Origin of the sequence: Mucilaginibacter gossypiicola (assembly GCF_900110105.1) — a bacterium.
Classification (GTDB): domain Bacteria; phylum Bacteroidota; class Bacteroidia; order Sphingobacteriales; family Sphingobacteriaceae; genus Mucilaginibacter; species Mucilaginibacter gossypiicola.
This window is the reverse complement of the sequence record NZ_FOCL01000001.1, coordinates 672,293-686,575: the sequence shown is the minus strand read 5'-3', so window position 1 is coordinate 686,575 and position 14,283 is coordinate 672,293. Positions and strand designations below refer to the sequence as shown.

At 35.3% G+C, this 14,283-nt stretch carries 11 protein-coding genes; all 11 read right to left on the bottom strand.

Features of this window, described 5'->3' with window-relative positions; genetic code table 11:
* Positions 1–201 precede the first annotated feature (201 nt).
* The 11 genes from BMX50_RS02780 to BMX50_RS02730 all read right to left on the bottom strand — a co-directional run bounded on the left by BMX50_RS02780 (position 202) and on the right by BMX50_RS02730 (position 14,174).
* Entirely contained in the window at positions 202–1,545 is a 1,344-nt protein-coding gene (locus BMX50_RS02780; RefSeq protein WP_091207338.1) for a sugar transferase, read from the bottom strand.
* A 123-nt stretch (positions 1,546–1,668) separates the two neighbouring features.
* The gene (locus tag BMX50_RS02775) at positions 1,669–2,787 is read right to left on the bottom strand and encodes a glycosyltransferase family 4 protein (RefSeq protein WP_091207335.1); all 1,119 of its coding nucleotides are present in this window, start codon (positions 2,785–2,787) and stop codon (positions 1,669–1,671) included.
* The gene (locus tag BMX50_RS02770; protein WP_091207332.1) at positions 2,784–3,857 is read right to left on the bottom strand and encodes a glycosyltransferase family 4 protein; all 1,074 of its coding nucleotides are present in this window, start codon (positions 3,855–3,857) and stop codon (positions 2,784–2,786) included. The genes BMX50_RS02775 and BMX50_RS02770 overlap by 4 nt, the downstream gene beginning before the upstream one ends.
* An 11-nt stretch (positions 3,858–3,868) precedes the next feature.
* Positions 3,869–5,044 carry a hypothetical protein gene (locus tag BMX50_RS02765; protein WP_091207329.1) on the bottom strand — a complete coding sequence of 392 codons (1,176 nt, stop codon included), beginning with the start codon at positions 5,042–5,044 and terminating at the stop codon, positions 3,869–3,871.
* Between the two features lie 63 nt (positions 5,045–5,107).
* A complete protein-coding gene (locus tag BMX50_RS02760) occupies positions 5,108–5,986 on the bottom strand; it encodes a glycosyltransferase family 2 protein (RefSeq protein WP_091207326.1) in 879 nt (292 codons plus the stop codon).
* Positions 5,987–5,992: 6 nt separating this feature from the next.
* Positions 5,993–7,132, bottom strand: coding sequence for an NAD-dependent epimerase/dehydratase family protein (locus tag BMX50_RS02755; RefSeq protein WP_091207321.1), 1,140 nt, complete (start codon positions 7,130–7,132; stop codon positions 5,993–5,995).
* Positions 7,133–7,163: 31 nt separating this feature from the next.
* Positions 7,164–7,763: an acyltransferase gene (locus BMX50_RS02750; protein ID WP_091207318.1), complete on the bottom strand. Its 600-nt coding sequence runs from the start codon at positions 7,761–7,763 to the stop codon at positions 7,164–7,166.
* A gap of 3 nt (positions 7,764–7,766) precedes the next feature.
* Positions 7,767–9,047 carry a glycosyltransferase family protein gene (locus tag BMX50_RS02745; protein ID WP_091207316.1) on the bottom strand — a complete coding sequence of 427 codons (1,281 nt, stop codon included), beginning with the start codon at positions 9,045–9,047 and terminating at the stop codon, positions 7,767–7,769.
* A gap of 100 nt (positions 9,048–9,147) precedes the next feature.
* Positions 9,148–10,605 (bottom strand): flippase, encoded by a 1,458-nt coding sequence (locus BMX50_RS02740; protein ID WP_091207312.1) that lies wholly within the window; start codon positions 10,603–10,605, stop codon positions 9,148–9,150.
* Between the two features lie 7 nt (positions 10,606–10,612).
* On the bottom strand, positions 10,613–11,662 hold the full coding sequence (locus BMX50_RS02735; RefSeq protein WP_091207309.1) for a GumC domain-containing protein: 1,050 nt from the start codon (positions 11,660–11,662) through the stop codon (positions 10,613–10,615).
* Between the two features lie 28 nt (positions 11,663–11,690).
* Positions 11,691–14,174, bottom strand: a complete 2,484-nt coding sequence (locus BMX50_RS02730; RefSeq protein WP_091207306.1) for an SLBB domain-containing protein — start codon at positions 14,172–14,174, stop codon at positions 11,691–11,693.
* Between the last annotated feature and the right edge of the window lie 109 nt (positions 14,175–14,283).

Genomic DNA, 14,283 nt, shown 5'->3' with positions numbered 1-14,283 from the left:
CGATAGGGGATATAAGGCTATCAGGCGCCACTTTCTGGCTCTATCGTACCCGGAACAACATTGTTTTCGTAAAGTGAAGTTAAACCTGTTTATATCAAAAAAACAAAGCAGGGTGTAATGAAACGTCCTGCTTTGTTTTTAATTACCTATAAGTTTTACCACACGTTACCCCGGGTTCATGGGCAGCTGTGTAATACTGTATTACTTACCCTTAAGCTGCACCATTACCTTTATAGTTTGGAAAATTATGCCTAAGTCGTTATTAAAGTTGATGTTCTTTAAATAAATAAGGTCATAACGAATTCTGTCGCGCATTTCCTGGACATTTTCCGCATAACCATAGTTTACCTGGCCTATAGAAGTAAGGCCGGGTTTAAGTTTAAATAGTTTTTTATAATTAGGCGATTCTTCTATAAGTTGCTCGATAAAATATTGCCGCTCCGGCCTTGGCCCAACAATAGACATATCTCCTTTTAAAACATTCCAAAATTGCGGCAACTCGTCCAGGCGGGATTTACGTAAAAATAAACCCCATTTAGTAATTCTCGGGTCTTTATCTTTTGACAGTAAGGGAACAGCCTGTTCTGAGTTTACGTACATGCTTCTGAACTTATACATGCTGAATGGTTTGTGATTCCTGCCAATTCTTTCCTGGCGATAAAAAACTGGGCCTTTTGAAGTTAGCTTGGTTACTATGGCTAATACAATAAACACAGGGAGGCCTGGAATCATTACAAAAAGCGAAAACAAAATGTCAAAGCAGCGTTTAAATAAAATAATTTTAAGGCTGATTTCAATTGATGAAGAAATTTGTATTACCGGCAAATTTTCATAATTGACAATACTGGCATAGCTGTTATCAAGAACAAGATCCGACACTAATTTGATCTTTATGGAATGATGATCGCCCAGGGCCACAAGTTTATTCAATAAAAGCTGATCCATAAATTTATAGCATATAAATGCTTCATCAGGCCTGGCTTCGAGTATTTTATCAAATAATACCTCGTGAGGCATACTTTCAATCATTTCTTCAGGTATGGTGGTGATGAAATTGTATCCATATTCCGGGTGCCGTGAAAATGATTTTTTTACCCTATTAACGATATCTGCATTTCCAATGATTATAACGTGCTTAATGTTATAGCCTTTTTTTCGAATATAATCAAGCGTGAAAAAGATCAAAGAGCGTTGTACTACTATTAAAATGAAAAACAAAAGATAAGTGCAAAACATTACCATTCTGCTTACCTCATAAAGTTTAAAGAAATAAACTATGCCCAGAACCATTACGAGATGGTACACTATCGAGGACATGAATTTGCTTAAATTGTCACTTAATATCAGTGGCCTTTTTATAGTATAGTTTTTAGTTACCGAAGCTATAGTGACCCAGGTTAGATTAACTAATAATAAAAAGTCGATTGACTGTATTTCGGACGAATAGAACGTAAGTATAAGTAAATGAGCACATTGGAGTGCGATATTTAATAATATTAAATCACATAAAAATGTAAATGGTTGGAGTAATCTTGAGTAACGCATTTGCGATCAGGGTTAAGTTGTGCAAATATAATAATTTTACTAAAACGAATTGTTTTTTAAAATAAAATCAATGTTTGTTAAACTTAATTACGGGGACTACATCTGAAACGCTACAGCTATAAACTAATTATTTTCTATTTTATTTTGTATTTTTTGATTAATGCAGCTAATTAACTCATTTTTAAATCTATCTGTTGAAAAAGAAGAGGCGTGCTGGGTGATTTCTTTATAATTAAATAATGATATGTTAACCTCGAAAGCCTCAACGGCTTCTTTAATAGCTTTTGCAGACTGCTCATAAAAGAATATCCCTGTTTTGTTTTCTATGACGCTTTCCAACGCGCCGCCTTTACCAAAGGCAATCACTGGGGTGCCACAAGCCTGGGCTTCAACAGGTAAAATACCAAAATCTTCTTCGGCGGCAAATACAAAGGCTTTAGCTTCGGCGAGATATTTTTTAAGCACATCAAAGGATTGATAACCGAGTAATATTGTATTTGGGGCGGCTAATTTGCTCACCTTTTTGAAATCCGGCCCCTCACCAATCACATATAATTTTTTGTCAGGCATTTGAGCAAATGCCTGTACAATCAGATCAATTTTTTTGTAAGGAACAAATCTCGAACAGGTAACATAGTAATCTTTTTTCTCATAAACAGGTAAAAAGTCTTCGGTAGCTACATTTGGATATATAACCTTGCTTTCCCGTCCGTAAACCTTTTTAATTCGCTTAGCTATATAATTTGAATTAGCAATAAAATGATCAACGCGGTTGGTGCTTATGATATCCCATATCCTGATGCGGTGCAGCAGATATTTTGCTATGAATCCTTTCAAACCTTTATCCAACCCCGATTCTTTCAAATATTGGTGGTGCAAGTCCCAGGCATAACGTATCGGCGAATGGCAATAGCAAACATGGATTTGGTTGGAATTAGTTAAAGCTCCCTTGGCTACAGCATGTGAAGATGAAATGATCAAATCATAGCTCGAGAGATCAAATTGTTCTACCGCCAAGGGAAACAGAGGTAGGTACGCTCTGTATTTGGTTTTGGCAAATGGCAATTTCTGAATAAAAGAGGTTGTAACTTTATGGTCAGAAAGGCCAAGTTTCACGATGGTTTCATCGCGGGCTACCAACGTATAAATATCTGCATCGGGATACAATGCAGCAATTTCTTTGAAAACATTTTCAGAGCCACCAATTACGGTAAGCCATTCGTGTACTAATGCGACTTTCAAGATTGTGCAATTAAAAAAGTAATAGAATTAAAAATTTGCATGGCCGAGTTTTCCCAGCTAAACCGCTTTAAATTTTGGTTCCCATTTTTAACAAGAGTGTTACGTAATGTGCTATCATCAATGAGTAAATCAATACCCTTTGAAATCTCTTTTGTATCAAGTGGGTTTATATACATGCTGGCATTGCCACAAACTTCACGCAAACTGCCTATATCAGATACTAAAGTGGGGCAGCCGTAAGCCATTGCTTCAAGCGGCGGGATCCCGAAGCCTTCATATAAACTTGGATACGCAAACAATTGTGCTCCGGTATATAAATTAGCCAGTTCATGATCGTTAACCCTCCCGGTAAATATAATATCGTTGCGTGTTTTCAGATTTTCATTACCCTCATTGTTAAAAATAGCATTGCTATCGCCAACAATTATAAGTTTAAAGTTCTTATGCTTAATTAACCCAAAAGCCTCCACCAGGTTCTGGATATTTTTCCTTTTATCAATTGATCCAACTGCCAGTATGTATTTGCCATAATTTGTTTCAATAAACGAAGGAGCAGGAAGCTCCGATACGCCATTGTATACAACTTTTATTTTTACGGCATCTACATGGAGATACTTTATGATTTCGGCTTTGGAAAAATCGCTGACTGTGAATATTAGTTTAGCCTTCTTACTGATCCGCGGCATCAGAAATTTATAAAATCTGACAAAGTTTTTGCTGAACCATTGCGGATTAACGAAAGAGGCAACGTCATGTATAGTTATGACCTGGTTGGTATAAAACAGCGGCGCAACATTGCATAGGTTAATAAGAAGTGGTTTGTTATTCCTTTTTAAATACAGAGGTAAATCAAGCTGCTCCCACATAACTCCTTTGCATTTTCCTATAATAATTACGTTTAATTCAGCTGCCACTTCATGGTGAATGATATCTGAAGGGGCTACAAAAACAAGATCGGGCATCATTTCGTTTAATTGCCTTGCTATTTCAATAGCAAAACGTTGTACGCCAGTAAGTTTTTGGGTAAGGAAGCGGGCGTTAATAATGATATTTTTTTTTTGTTTTTCCAAAATTAAGGTTATTACTGAATATTAACGTTGGGTAAAAGTGAAGTGGAATTTGCTGACTTGTTAATATTATTACTAATATAAAAAGCAAAAAACCAGGAAATTACTACGAAACCATCGCAAGTTAGCGGGCTAACATTTGTTGTCAGAATAATAATAAGCGCAATACCGATACCTTTTAAATTTAGATACCTTGTAAAAATTAAAAACAAAGCAAACACTTGAACCCCATATCCCAAATAAAGTGCCGGAAGACCACAAAACTCCTTTATTCCTGAATCTCTAAATTCAAGTGTCATGGCTTCCATGCCTTTTCTGGACCGTTCCATTAAATCATAAATGCTAATCCCCCTTACAAAATCGATCAAACTTGCGTATGGTGTGAGTGCGTATCCCGAAAAACGGTGAACCATTGAGTTATTGGCAACGTCGGTAAAAAAGTCGGATGTTAATAGCAGGTGATTAAAAAATATTATCAGGATAATGGTGTAAACAATGGCCACACCATATTCCTGCAGCATGTTTAAATATCTTCTAAAAAGTAAAATGAACGGCACTATCAATAATATCAGGGTGGTTTTTGAAAGTGATATTATGATGCCAATTATTAAAAAGGTAATGTAAAATTTTTTCTTCCCGCTTTTTATCTTAGGGTCATTGATCAATACAAAAAATGTGGTGCCTAAAAGAGATGCAAAAAATCCTCCTTCCCTTGATAGCCCGCTAACCCTGGGAAGAAGTGAAATGGCATAGAAGTTTGTAAAAGTAGGTCCGGCAAACTTACCTAAAAGAACACTGGCGATATTGGTAGGACCGATTTGATAAGCTAAAGTCGGATCAATAAAAATCAAAGTGAATTGTAACAGTGCTATTAGCACGTTAATAAAACACCATTGATACAAATAGAAAAAGCCTGCTTCATAACAATAAAACATATATGTTACAGAAAGCAACAACATTTGTATTTTTAGAAACAAAGCTACATTAAAACAAGCCAATGCCATCAAAACCGACATCCCAACGACTATAATAATCTTGTTCTTATCAAACTTATTTACTGCCCATAAAATAAAGGGGATATCAAATAAAATGATAACCGATGACAGGTAGATTGTTACGCCCCCAACAAATGGAGACAATATAGGCGCTGTTAAAAAAAGGAAAAACAAATTCGGAATTGCTTTTTTCATAGAAAGATTGGGTATCTAAGTAACTCCGTATAAAATGTCTGATATATAACCCCTCATCTACAATTATAATTTAAAACCTTCTTGAACTCCTTTAATAACTTGAATCTTTTGTTTTGAATCGAATTGGATAAATCTCACAAAACGGGTACTCATAGTAAAACATAAGGAGCACAAGTACTTTAGGCCTTTTAGGTTTTTGCGAATAAAGTAAATTCTGTTTCTTGTTCCATAATAAATGGAAAAAAGAGATTCTTTTCCCCCGGTAAGCGAGCTAACTTTATGATAAACATGCAATTGTGGTAATAATTTAACCAGATAACCTTTTTCGACTGTTCTAAATATAAAATCGGTATCGTCATAATAAACAAAATACTTTTCATCCATTAAGCCAACGTCATAAAAAACCTTGTTATTGATAAGCATAAAACAGGTTGGAGCATATTTAAAATAACTTTCAGCACTATACCGCGGCCCATCATCATCCCCCTCTCCGATATGAATGGTTGAACCTTTAAGCATTAAAAATTTACCACCTGCCATCCAAATTTTGCCATTATCATGAAAAAATATTTTAGGTATGATAATGGACTCATTGTTTTTTTCAGCATGGCGTAACATATTTCCAAGAAGCTCAGGTTGATTAAACTCAATATCATTATTAAGTAACAAAGTATGTGTTGTACCTTGCTTTAACGACAGTTCAATACCCTGATTATTACCCTTTGCAACGCCCGCATTATCTGGGTTTTTAATATGTGTATAATTAGTTATAGCATATTTAACACTTAGCTCAAGCAATAGATTATCTGTATCCTCGCTACTTGTATTATCAATTAAATACAAGTGGTAATCTTTAAATGTCTGTATAGACAAGCTTTTAAAAAAGCCTTCAAGTACTTTATCACTGTTAAATAATACGGTAACCAAACCAACTTTTGCCATAAACTATTATTTAAAAAGCCCCTTTTCTTTCATTTCCGCGATTGATTCTTCAAATTTATCATCACTTATCTGCTGCTCGTTAACCCATTGTACAAACTTTGCAATGCCAGTTTCAAAGTCAACTGCAGGAACAAAACCTAAAGTTTTATTTATTTTATTTAAATCAGCATAGTTATGCCTGATATCACCAGTACGGTAATTACCTGATATATTGAGAGGTACCCTGATATCATAATGTTTAATCAACATTTCGGCCACGGTTAAAACATCTGTTGGCACTCCAGAACCAACATTAAATACCTGCCCATTTGCCTCATTGTTTACTATTCCTAAGTATGTTGCATGTACAACATCATCGATAAATACAAAATCACGGCTTTCTTTCCCGTCTTCAAAAACATTAATGCTTTTTTTATTTCTTATAAGTGTTGAAAAAATAGAAAGGATACCCGTATATGGGTTTGAAAGAGACTGCCCTGGGCCGTAAACATTTTGGTATCGGAACGCCACTGGAGCAATGCCTATTGTTGGGCAAACTGTCATAATCATTTGTTCCTGATTTTGTTTGGTAATACCATAAACAGAAGAAGGATGTATTTTTGATTCTTCATCAGTTGCGACCAACTTTAACGGACTGACATTGCCCTGATACTTCACCTCAAAATCACCGTTATCCATAAATTCAGATACACGATGTTTAGGGTAAATATAAGTATTGAGCTCATCAGAATAATACTTCCCTTCGCCATATATTGATCGCGAAGAGGCAACAATTACCTTTTCAACGTTGTGCTTACTATTAGCTAAAATATCAAGCATTAACGCGGTGCCTTGTATATTAACTTCTGTATATCTTGCAATTTCATACATTGACTGACCTGTACCAGTTTCTGCTGCATAATGTACAATGATATTTTGCCCGTTTATGGCGTTTTCCCAATCTGTTTTTGAGGTAACCGTACCCTTAATAAAATTCACCCTGTTTTTTATTGATAAAAATAAAGGGGATGCATTTTCTGCATCTTCTCCGTGTATCTGAGGCGAAAGGTTATCAAGAACGGTAACTTCATATCCTCTACTTAATAACAATAAGGCCAAATTGCTTCCAATAAATCCCGCTCCACCTGTAATTAGTACTTTTTTCATTTAGCTATTTTAAAAATAAGTTTTTAATCAATTAATGAATTATAAACGTGCCATCCGGTGATGTTTTTAACCACGTACCTGATTTCGCATCATATTTTTTTATTATTCTTGCCGGACTTCCAACTGCCACACAATAATCCGGTATGTCTTTTGTTACCACGCTGTTGGCGCCTATTACACATCCTTTTCCAATACTTGAACCAATTACGCATACATTTTCGCCCAGCCATGTACCATCTCCTATATTCACAGCTTTTAGTTGTTTTATGGGTTGTTTAGAAACAGGAAGGCTTATATCATCATAACTATGCAGATTATCAGATATATATACTTTGTCTGCTATTAAAACATTTTTTCCTATGGTTATACTTTCTGTAGCATAAATATGATTAAAATGCCCAATATTGGTCCCATCTCCAATGATCAAGTTGCAAGTTGCAGCTCCTGTATGGGGAAAAGCTGCCAACCATGTTTTATATTCAATATTGACTCTACTTCCAATTGAAATATTTGAATATCCCTCGATTTTAAGTGGAGAGACAATCTTAGACCTATATCCGATATGTTTAAATGCCAATTTATAATACGGATATATTATCAAATAATAAATTATACTAAGTAACCGTTTCATGTTTTAATTGATTTTCTTATCTATTAAATGAGCTTGGTTTTCGAACGTAAAGTATTTAGCAGCATTCTTAACAAAAAAACTAAACCTGTCAACACCTAACATAGTCAATAGAAACTTAGACATCAATTGCATTATTATGAGTCGTTTGTTTTTTTTATTTGCATTAGCAATAGAATTCCTTCCAACGTGTCCACTATTGAAGTTGACAATATGTTTAGTCAACAGTTTATTTTTTTTTAATAAATGATAAAAACTATTTTCACTTGTTTCAAAGGGATTGTTTTTGCTTGAAAAATAATTAGTATCTAAACATTTTCTGTAAACCCTACGATTAAAATCACTAATCAGCTGCCCGTTATTAAAATATTGGTAAGAATAGCTTAGTCCCCAAAAATCTTGAATATTTTCATTGTTCAAGGCATCCTTATATACATCAAAAGCAATTTTCAAATCATCATATTTTAACTCTTTATATAAGCCATTTTGAATTTCGTTTTGTTTGTAGGAAGAAAAATGCATGAAAACAAGTTCGAACTTTTCTTTATTTTTTTCGGCCCTTGGTATTACATATAACGTATCTCCAATATTTACAATCTTTCTTTCGTGAAAATTCCACGGAGCAATATTTAATCCTAAATCGGCGGATATCTCTAATTCTTCGGAAGAAAGAAAAATTGGAAAAAATGCAGCCCATTTTTGATCTGTTGCCAAGCCGCGTTCATCGTCAAAAAAAGAGTATTTTACCAATCTTTTTGCCCACCAGTTGAGTACAGAAGTTATTTTTTCCGATTTTCTCAATCCGATAAAACCTAAATTAAACGTTCCGTATTTTAAGAATAAATAATCCGGGACATCTCCAGTGAAATCTTCCTCCATATAAAGTATATGAGGGGTGAGAAGCATTACCGAAGTATCCAGTTTTTCATATATGGAATCTAAAGAATTGTATACAAGGATATCAGGATCAAAATAGATGACTTTTCCATAACCCAGGAAATCCATTAAATATTTAAAACAAAATGGTTTTAATGCAGTGCAAAATTCTACCAAATTATATTTAAAAGACAATTCGTCCCATGTATTCTCATCAATCGGTAAAACATTTTTTGAGATTAAAAAGTTGCCTCCCTGATCTTCTAAGTTGATTTTCGTTGTCTCATCGAAGTCATCGGCAATGAATATAAAAAAATCAACATCTTTGTTGTATCTATACAGGGAATTCTTTAAGGTTTTGGCAAGGCCAATATAATTCTTGGTTACTATAGTAAAAGCTACTTTTTTCATAATAAAGTCTTAATTGATTTAGCCATATATCCCAATAATGATTTTTGGGGGAGGTTTTTCGTTGTAATAAAATTAGAGTCAATAACTAACCGCTTACCGATTACAACAGTTTGTTATGGTTAAATACATTTGAAATCTTATTTTTTCCTGCATGGATTATAGAAAAAATGATTTCATTTTTTATAATCTTAATCTGGTATATGGCGTAAAAAATAACACATGATAGCATAATCGATATTTCTGTAATTATATTATCAGAAAATAGTTTTCTGGCAATGTATGCGATTAAAAAAAACACGCCCGAGCCTAAAGCTGCACTAAAGATTGGTTTTGCTGAAATAGCTACAACTTTTAACCGGTAAACAAAGTAGAAGCTTAAGAGCATTACAACCAGCTCTGTACAGATATTGGCGAAAGCTGCTCCGTTTGCTGAAAATGTTGGTATTACTGCAAAATTTATTGAAAGACTCACCACCATACCGCAAAGCACCACTATCAACACCTTTTTATCATTACCCAATGGCGATAATATTTGCCATGCAAAAACATTTGTCGCTCCAATAATGAAAATTATTGGCGACAATATTTGTAATGGAACTATTGACTGTGAAAATGATTTACCTACCAATGTTGTTATAATGAACGGAGCCATAATTATTATGCCAACACTTATAGGAATTCCAAATGTACAGACAAAATTAAAGGACTTATTGATCAGTAACTGAATCCTGGAATGGTCTCCTTTTTTAAAGGCCTGACTAATTTGTGGTATTAACACAGCTCCTAATGCGGTAACAATTGTAATTGATATTTTGGCAATTTTAACAGCTGTGCTATAAAAACCTACCGGGACTTCGCCTTTTAAAAAGCCAAGTATGGTGTTATCCATTAGCAGATACACGGTAATTACAATATTTGAACACAGTATTACAAGTAATGGCTTTACATGTTTCTTCAGGTTTAGATGTTTAAATGAAAGCCTGATAATTTTTTTGCTGTAAATGAAATTGAATAGCGCGTTGAAGAAATAGCTTGCTGCAGTTAGCCCATAATAAACAGGCTCATCGCCTTTATGGTGTACAAAACCAAATAGCAATATTAAAAATAGCCCTCTGACAAGGAGTGTTCTTTTTGTAATGTAAGTAAATTGCTCAATACCCTGAAAAAACCATTCGATGGTAAATACATTACATATTAAAATAAAGGCACCAATAAGAACAAGATTAAGATGCGTGTTTATTTTACCAATAAAAATCCCGGCAAGCACATACGTTACAACAAAGATCGCTGTACAGATCATATGTATTGTGACTAACTCCGAAAAAAGAGAAGAAAGTTGATCAGGATCATCTTTTACCTTTGATATCTCTCTTACCCCATATATTGGTATTCCTAATGCCGCAATCAGTAAAAAAATCTGTGTAATACTATCAATAAACACTACCGACCCTATACCATCAGGTCCTAATGTTCTTGATGCAAAAGGAAAAATGATAACTGAGAATAGTATTTGACTTACTGAAAGTAGGAAATTAAAGAATATGTTTTTTTTAAGCATATTTAATTCATAACGCTTGCTTAATATACCTACCCGCCAACAAAAGCGATACTATCAAAACAGTGGCTAAAACAAATCCTATTATAGCAGCCATAACTTTGCTGGTGTGTTGTTTTAGTAAAGGTAAGGTGGGCTTATCAATTACTTTTATTAGTGGTTTTTCGTTCCGCAATGAAATTTTGGATATTTCAAGGTTTTTAACAATTTCTGCATATATGGCTTTACTTGATTCAACATCAATTTGCTTTTTTTGTGATTGTACACGTAACGTCAATAAAGCCGGGTTAGCATTTGGATTGGCGTCCATTGAAGAGGCTACTCCGTGTAATGCAAAATTTAATTCTCTTTTTACACTATCTGCCTGGCGTTGCAATATATCCAGGTTCTGATTGGTCTTTTGAGTCTTGGTTTGCACATAAAAATCATTTACCGTTTCAACCAACACATTGGTAAATGTCTGGGCAAACACTTCGTCTTTTGAAACAAACTCAACTTTTATAATATTCAGCTCTTTTTCTAATTTATTAACCGACAAAAAGTTCTTGTTAAACTGTCCCACTAAATCAGTAATAATACTATCCTGTTTCCGGCTAAACTTTTCGGGATCTCCGTTGAAATTTATGCTTTCGATTTTATCTTTCTTTTTCCAGCGCTCCCTTAGTTTATATGAATTTATATACATTTCTATGAGCTTCTGTTTTTTGCCATTAATTTCTACTTCAGTAAGCAGGGCCTTTTCAATCATTAGCCTCGTTTTATAAAGGGCCATTATATTGATTGGGTCAAATAAACCACCATTGCCGTTATCCAGGTTGATACCGGCTAATGATGCCAGTGCCGAATATTGACTTAAACCTCCGCCTTTATTACCATCTTCAAGAACAAAGGTTGATTGAGCTGTAAAGCTATCCTTTTTAGTATACGCATAAACGATACCTAAAATTGATCCGGTTATTGATACTACTGTAATAATAAAAACCTTCGATTTAAGATACTTAAGCGCTTTTCGAAAATTTGCGATCAGGTCTTTTAACGTTATTTCTGACTTATTATCCATTTTTTGTAATGCTGAAATGCAGAAACTGTTATTTATTTAAACTTAAAATCCCTAAAATAATAGCCCCTAATGAAGCCAAACCGGTAGTAAAGCCTAAAATAGTTTGAGCGGTATTGCCTTTGCTTTCTGATTTTTTAGGAACATATATCTCACTACCTGGTTTAACCGAAGGGTGGTTGTTGAAGAAAAGGAACTTGCGCGTACCTTTTACCGTGCCATTTGGATAAACAACATAAGCTCCACGCCTCAGGGCATCCGGCCCATAGCCTCCGGCGTTTGAAACAAAATCGTTAAATGATTTTGACTTGTCATATACAACTGCACTTGGATAAAGCACCTGCCCGTTAACGCGTACAACCTGTTGTTGCTTAGGTACTCTTATAACGTCACCGTTCTCCAAAAGCAGATCCGTTTTTGAGCCTGGCGATTTCAAGATCTTGTCTAATTCAATACCAACGTAGTTGTTTCTTAATTGCACTGTATCGGTTGTTGTGTTTGTTGAGTCTTTATATGATTTTTTAAGCCTGTTGATCCGGGAATAGCGCTCTGCATTTATTGATGCAGTATCTGTTTTGTTTTTGTCAATACCCAATATCGCAAAGTTGTCGCGTTTTAACGAGCCACCTGCCGCATCGGCTGAGGCGGTAAGTCCACCCGCTCTTGCAATCAGGTCTGATATCTTTTCGTTTTTATTTTTAATTGTATAGGATCCGGGATATAACACTTCACCTTCAACTTTTACGGTTTTTTGCTTTTCATATCCGGGGAGGCTATAAACAGAAACAATGTCAAAAGGCGTAAGCACAAAATTAGCATCGGCAGGTTTTAGGTTGCCATCAATATTAACGCTAAAAACCTGCGATACTGAGCTGTTTTTAGATGACGGATCTGCATCTGTTACTCGCCTGGCCACCTCAATACGGTTTGTACTGGCACCTTCGGCAAAGCCACCTGCTTTTAAAATCAGGTCTTCTACTTTCATGTTTTCAGAAAATGCAAACTTTCCAGGTTTTCTGACATTTCCGTTGATAGTAACTGTGTACTTATCCCTTAAATCAAATATAGATGAGATGTTAATAATATCTTCACGCTGTAACGGAATGTTCACAGTTTTGTTAATGATGTCTTTAACATTAAATCCTATTATTTCGGTACTGTTATCAGGCTTTAACCGGGTAATGGTACCGCGCTCAGTAAAGGCGTCTTCTTTTAGTCCCGCGGCTTTGTCAATTAATTGCAGTAATGTTAACCCGTTTTGAAGTTCATAATCACCAGGTCTAAAAACTGCTCCTTTTATTACAACCCGGTTTTCAAACCTGTAAATAATAGGCTCGATGGTATATTTATCCCCCCTTAACGGGATGTAGTTTTTATAGTCAGCTTCCAATACATCAGTTATTTTACGCTGTTGATCGCTTACCTGCGATACTTTGATCCTTGCAGTATATGCGCTATCGGTGAAACCGCCGGCATAGGTTATGATATTATCCAGACTTTCTCCTGGTAAAACTTCAAATAGTGCCGGTATTTTGATCTCGCCAACAAGTTGCACCCTGGTGCGGTATGTTGGCACGCGTACAATATCCTGATCCTGAAGGGTAATATTATTTTTTTGATCACCTTTTAGTAAGAAATCATAAACATCAAGATGCCTGATAATGCGGTTGTTTCTGATGATCTCAATCTGCCTTAAACTTCCGTTATCGGAAGGGCCACCGGCAGTATATAAGGCATTAAAGACGGTAGCAAGGGATGGTAGGGTATAGGTGCCCGGTTTAGCCACCTGTCCTATAATAATTACCTGGATACTGCGGATATTGCCGAGTGTAACCTGTACGCTTGTGCCACGCCCGATAGCGTAATTGTTTGCCGCAAGCTTGTTTTTTATTAACGCCGTGGCTTGTTCAATAGTTTTACTGCCTACGTTTAAAACGCCAACGCCTGGAATGTTAATATTTCCTTCGGGGGATACATCCAGCTTCCAGTTTACTAACGAGCTGCCATAAACACTAATATTCAGTTGATCATTAGGCCCAACAATATAGTTTAGCGGGGTTGCCAGCTTAAGGTTGGGTTCAAATGAGCTGTTTTTATTTTTAAAAATGTCTGCACCGAAAATTTTAGGCTTTAAACTTTCAAAAAGGTCTTTGTTGGTATAAAGCGTGTCTGTTGTATCTGGTTTATAGTTAAGTTGCCTTCCCAGCTGATTTTGCGTTGAATCTGGTTGTGTATTGGATGATGCGTTGCTTTTTGTTCTTAGCTTTTTTATGCGAAGCTCTAATTTTTGAAGCTGTGTGGCCGACATACCCCGACTTTGAGCCTGCTGCAGTAATTCTGTGTCGGTTAGATCTGTTTTTTGCGCCTGTTGCAGTAGTTGAAGCACCTGCTGGTCTGAAAGATCGTCGACATTAATTGAGGAAATGTTTTGTAAGCTGGTTTGGGCGGTGATATTAGTAACTGCTCCAAAGCTTAGCACAGCAATTAAAAATATAAAAAAGCGAAGTTTGTTCATATGTAAAGGTTATCAGAGCGTAAAAATAGCACTCTAATAAATGATATTATTTTCTGCAAAAGTAAACCAATTTCCCGTTTCGGGGGATAAAGTGAATTTTTTAATTCGT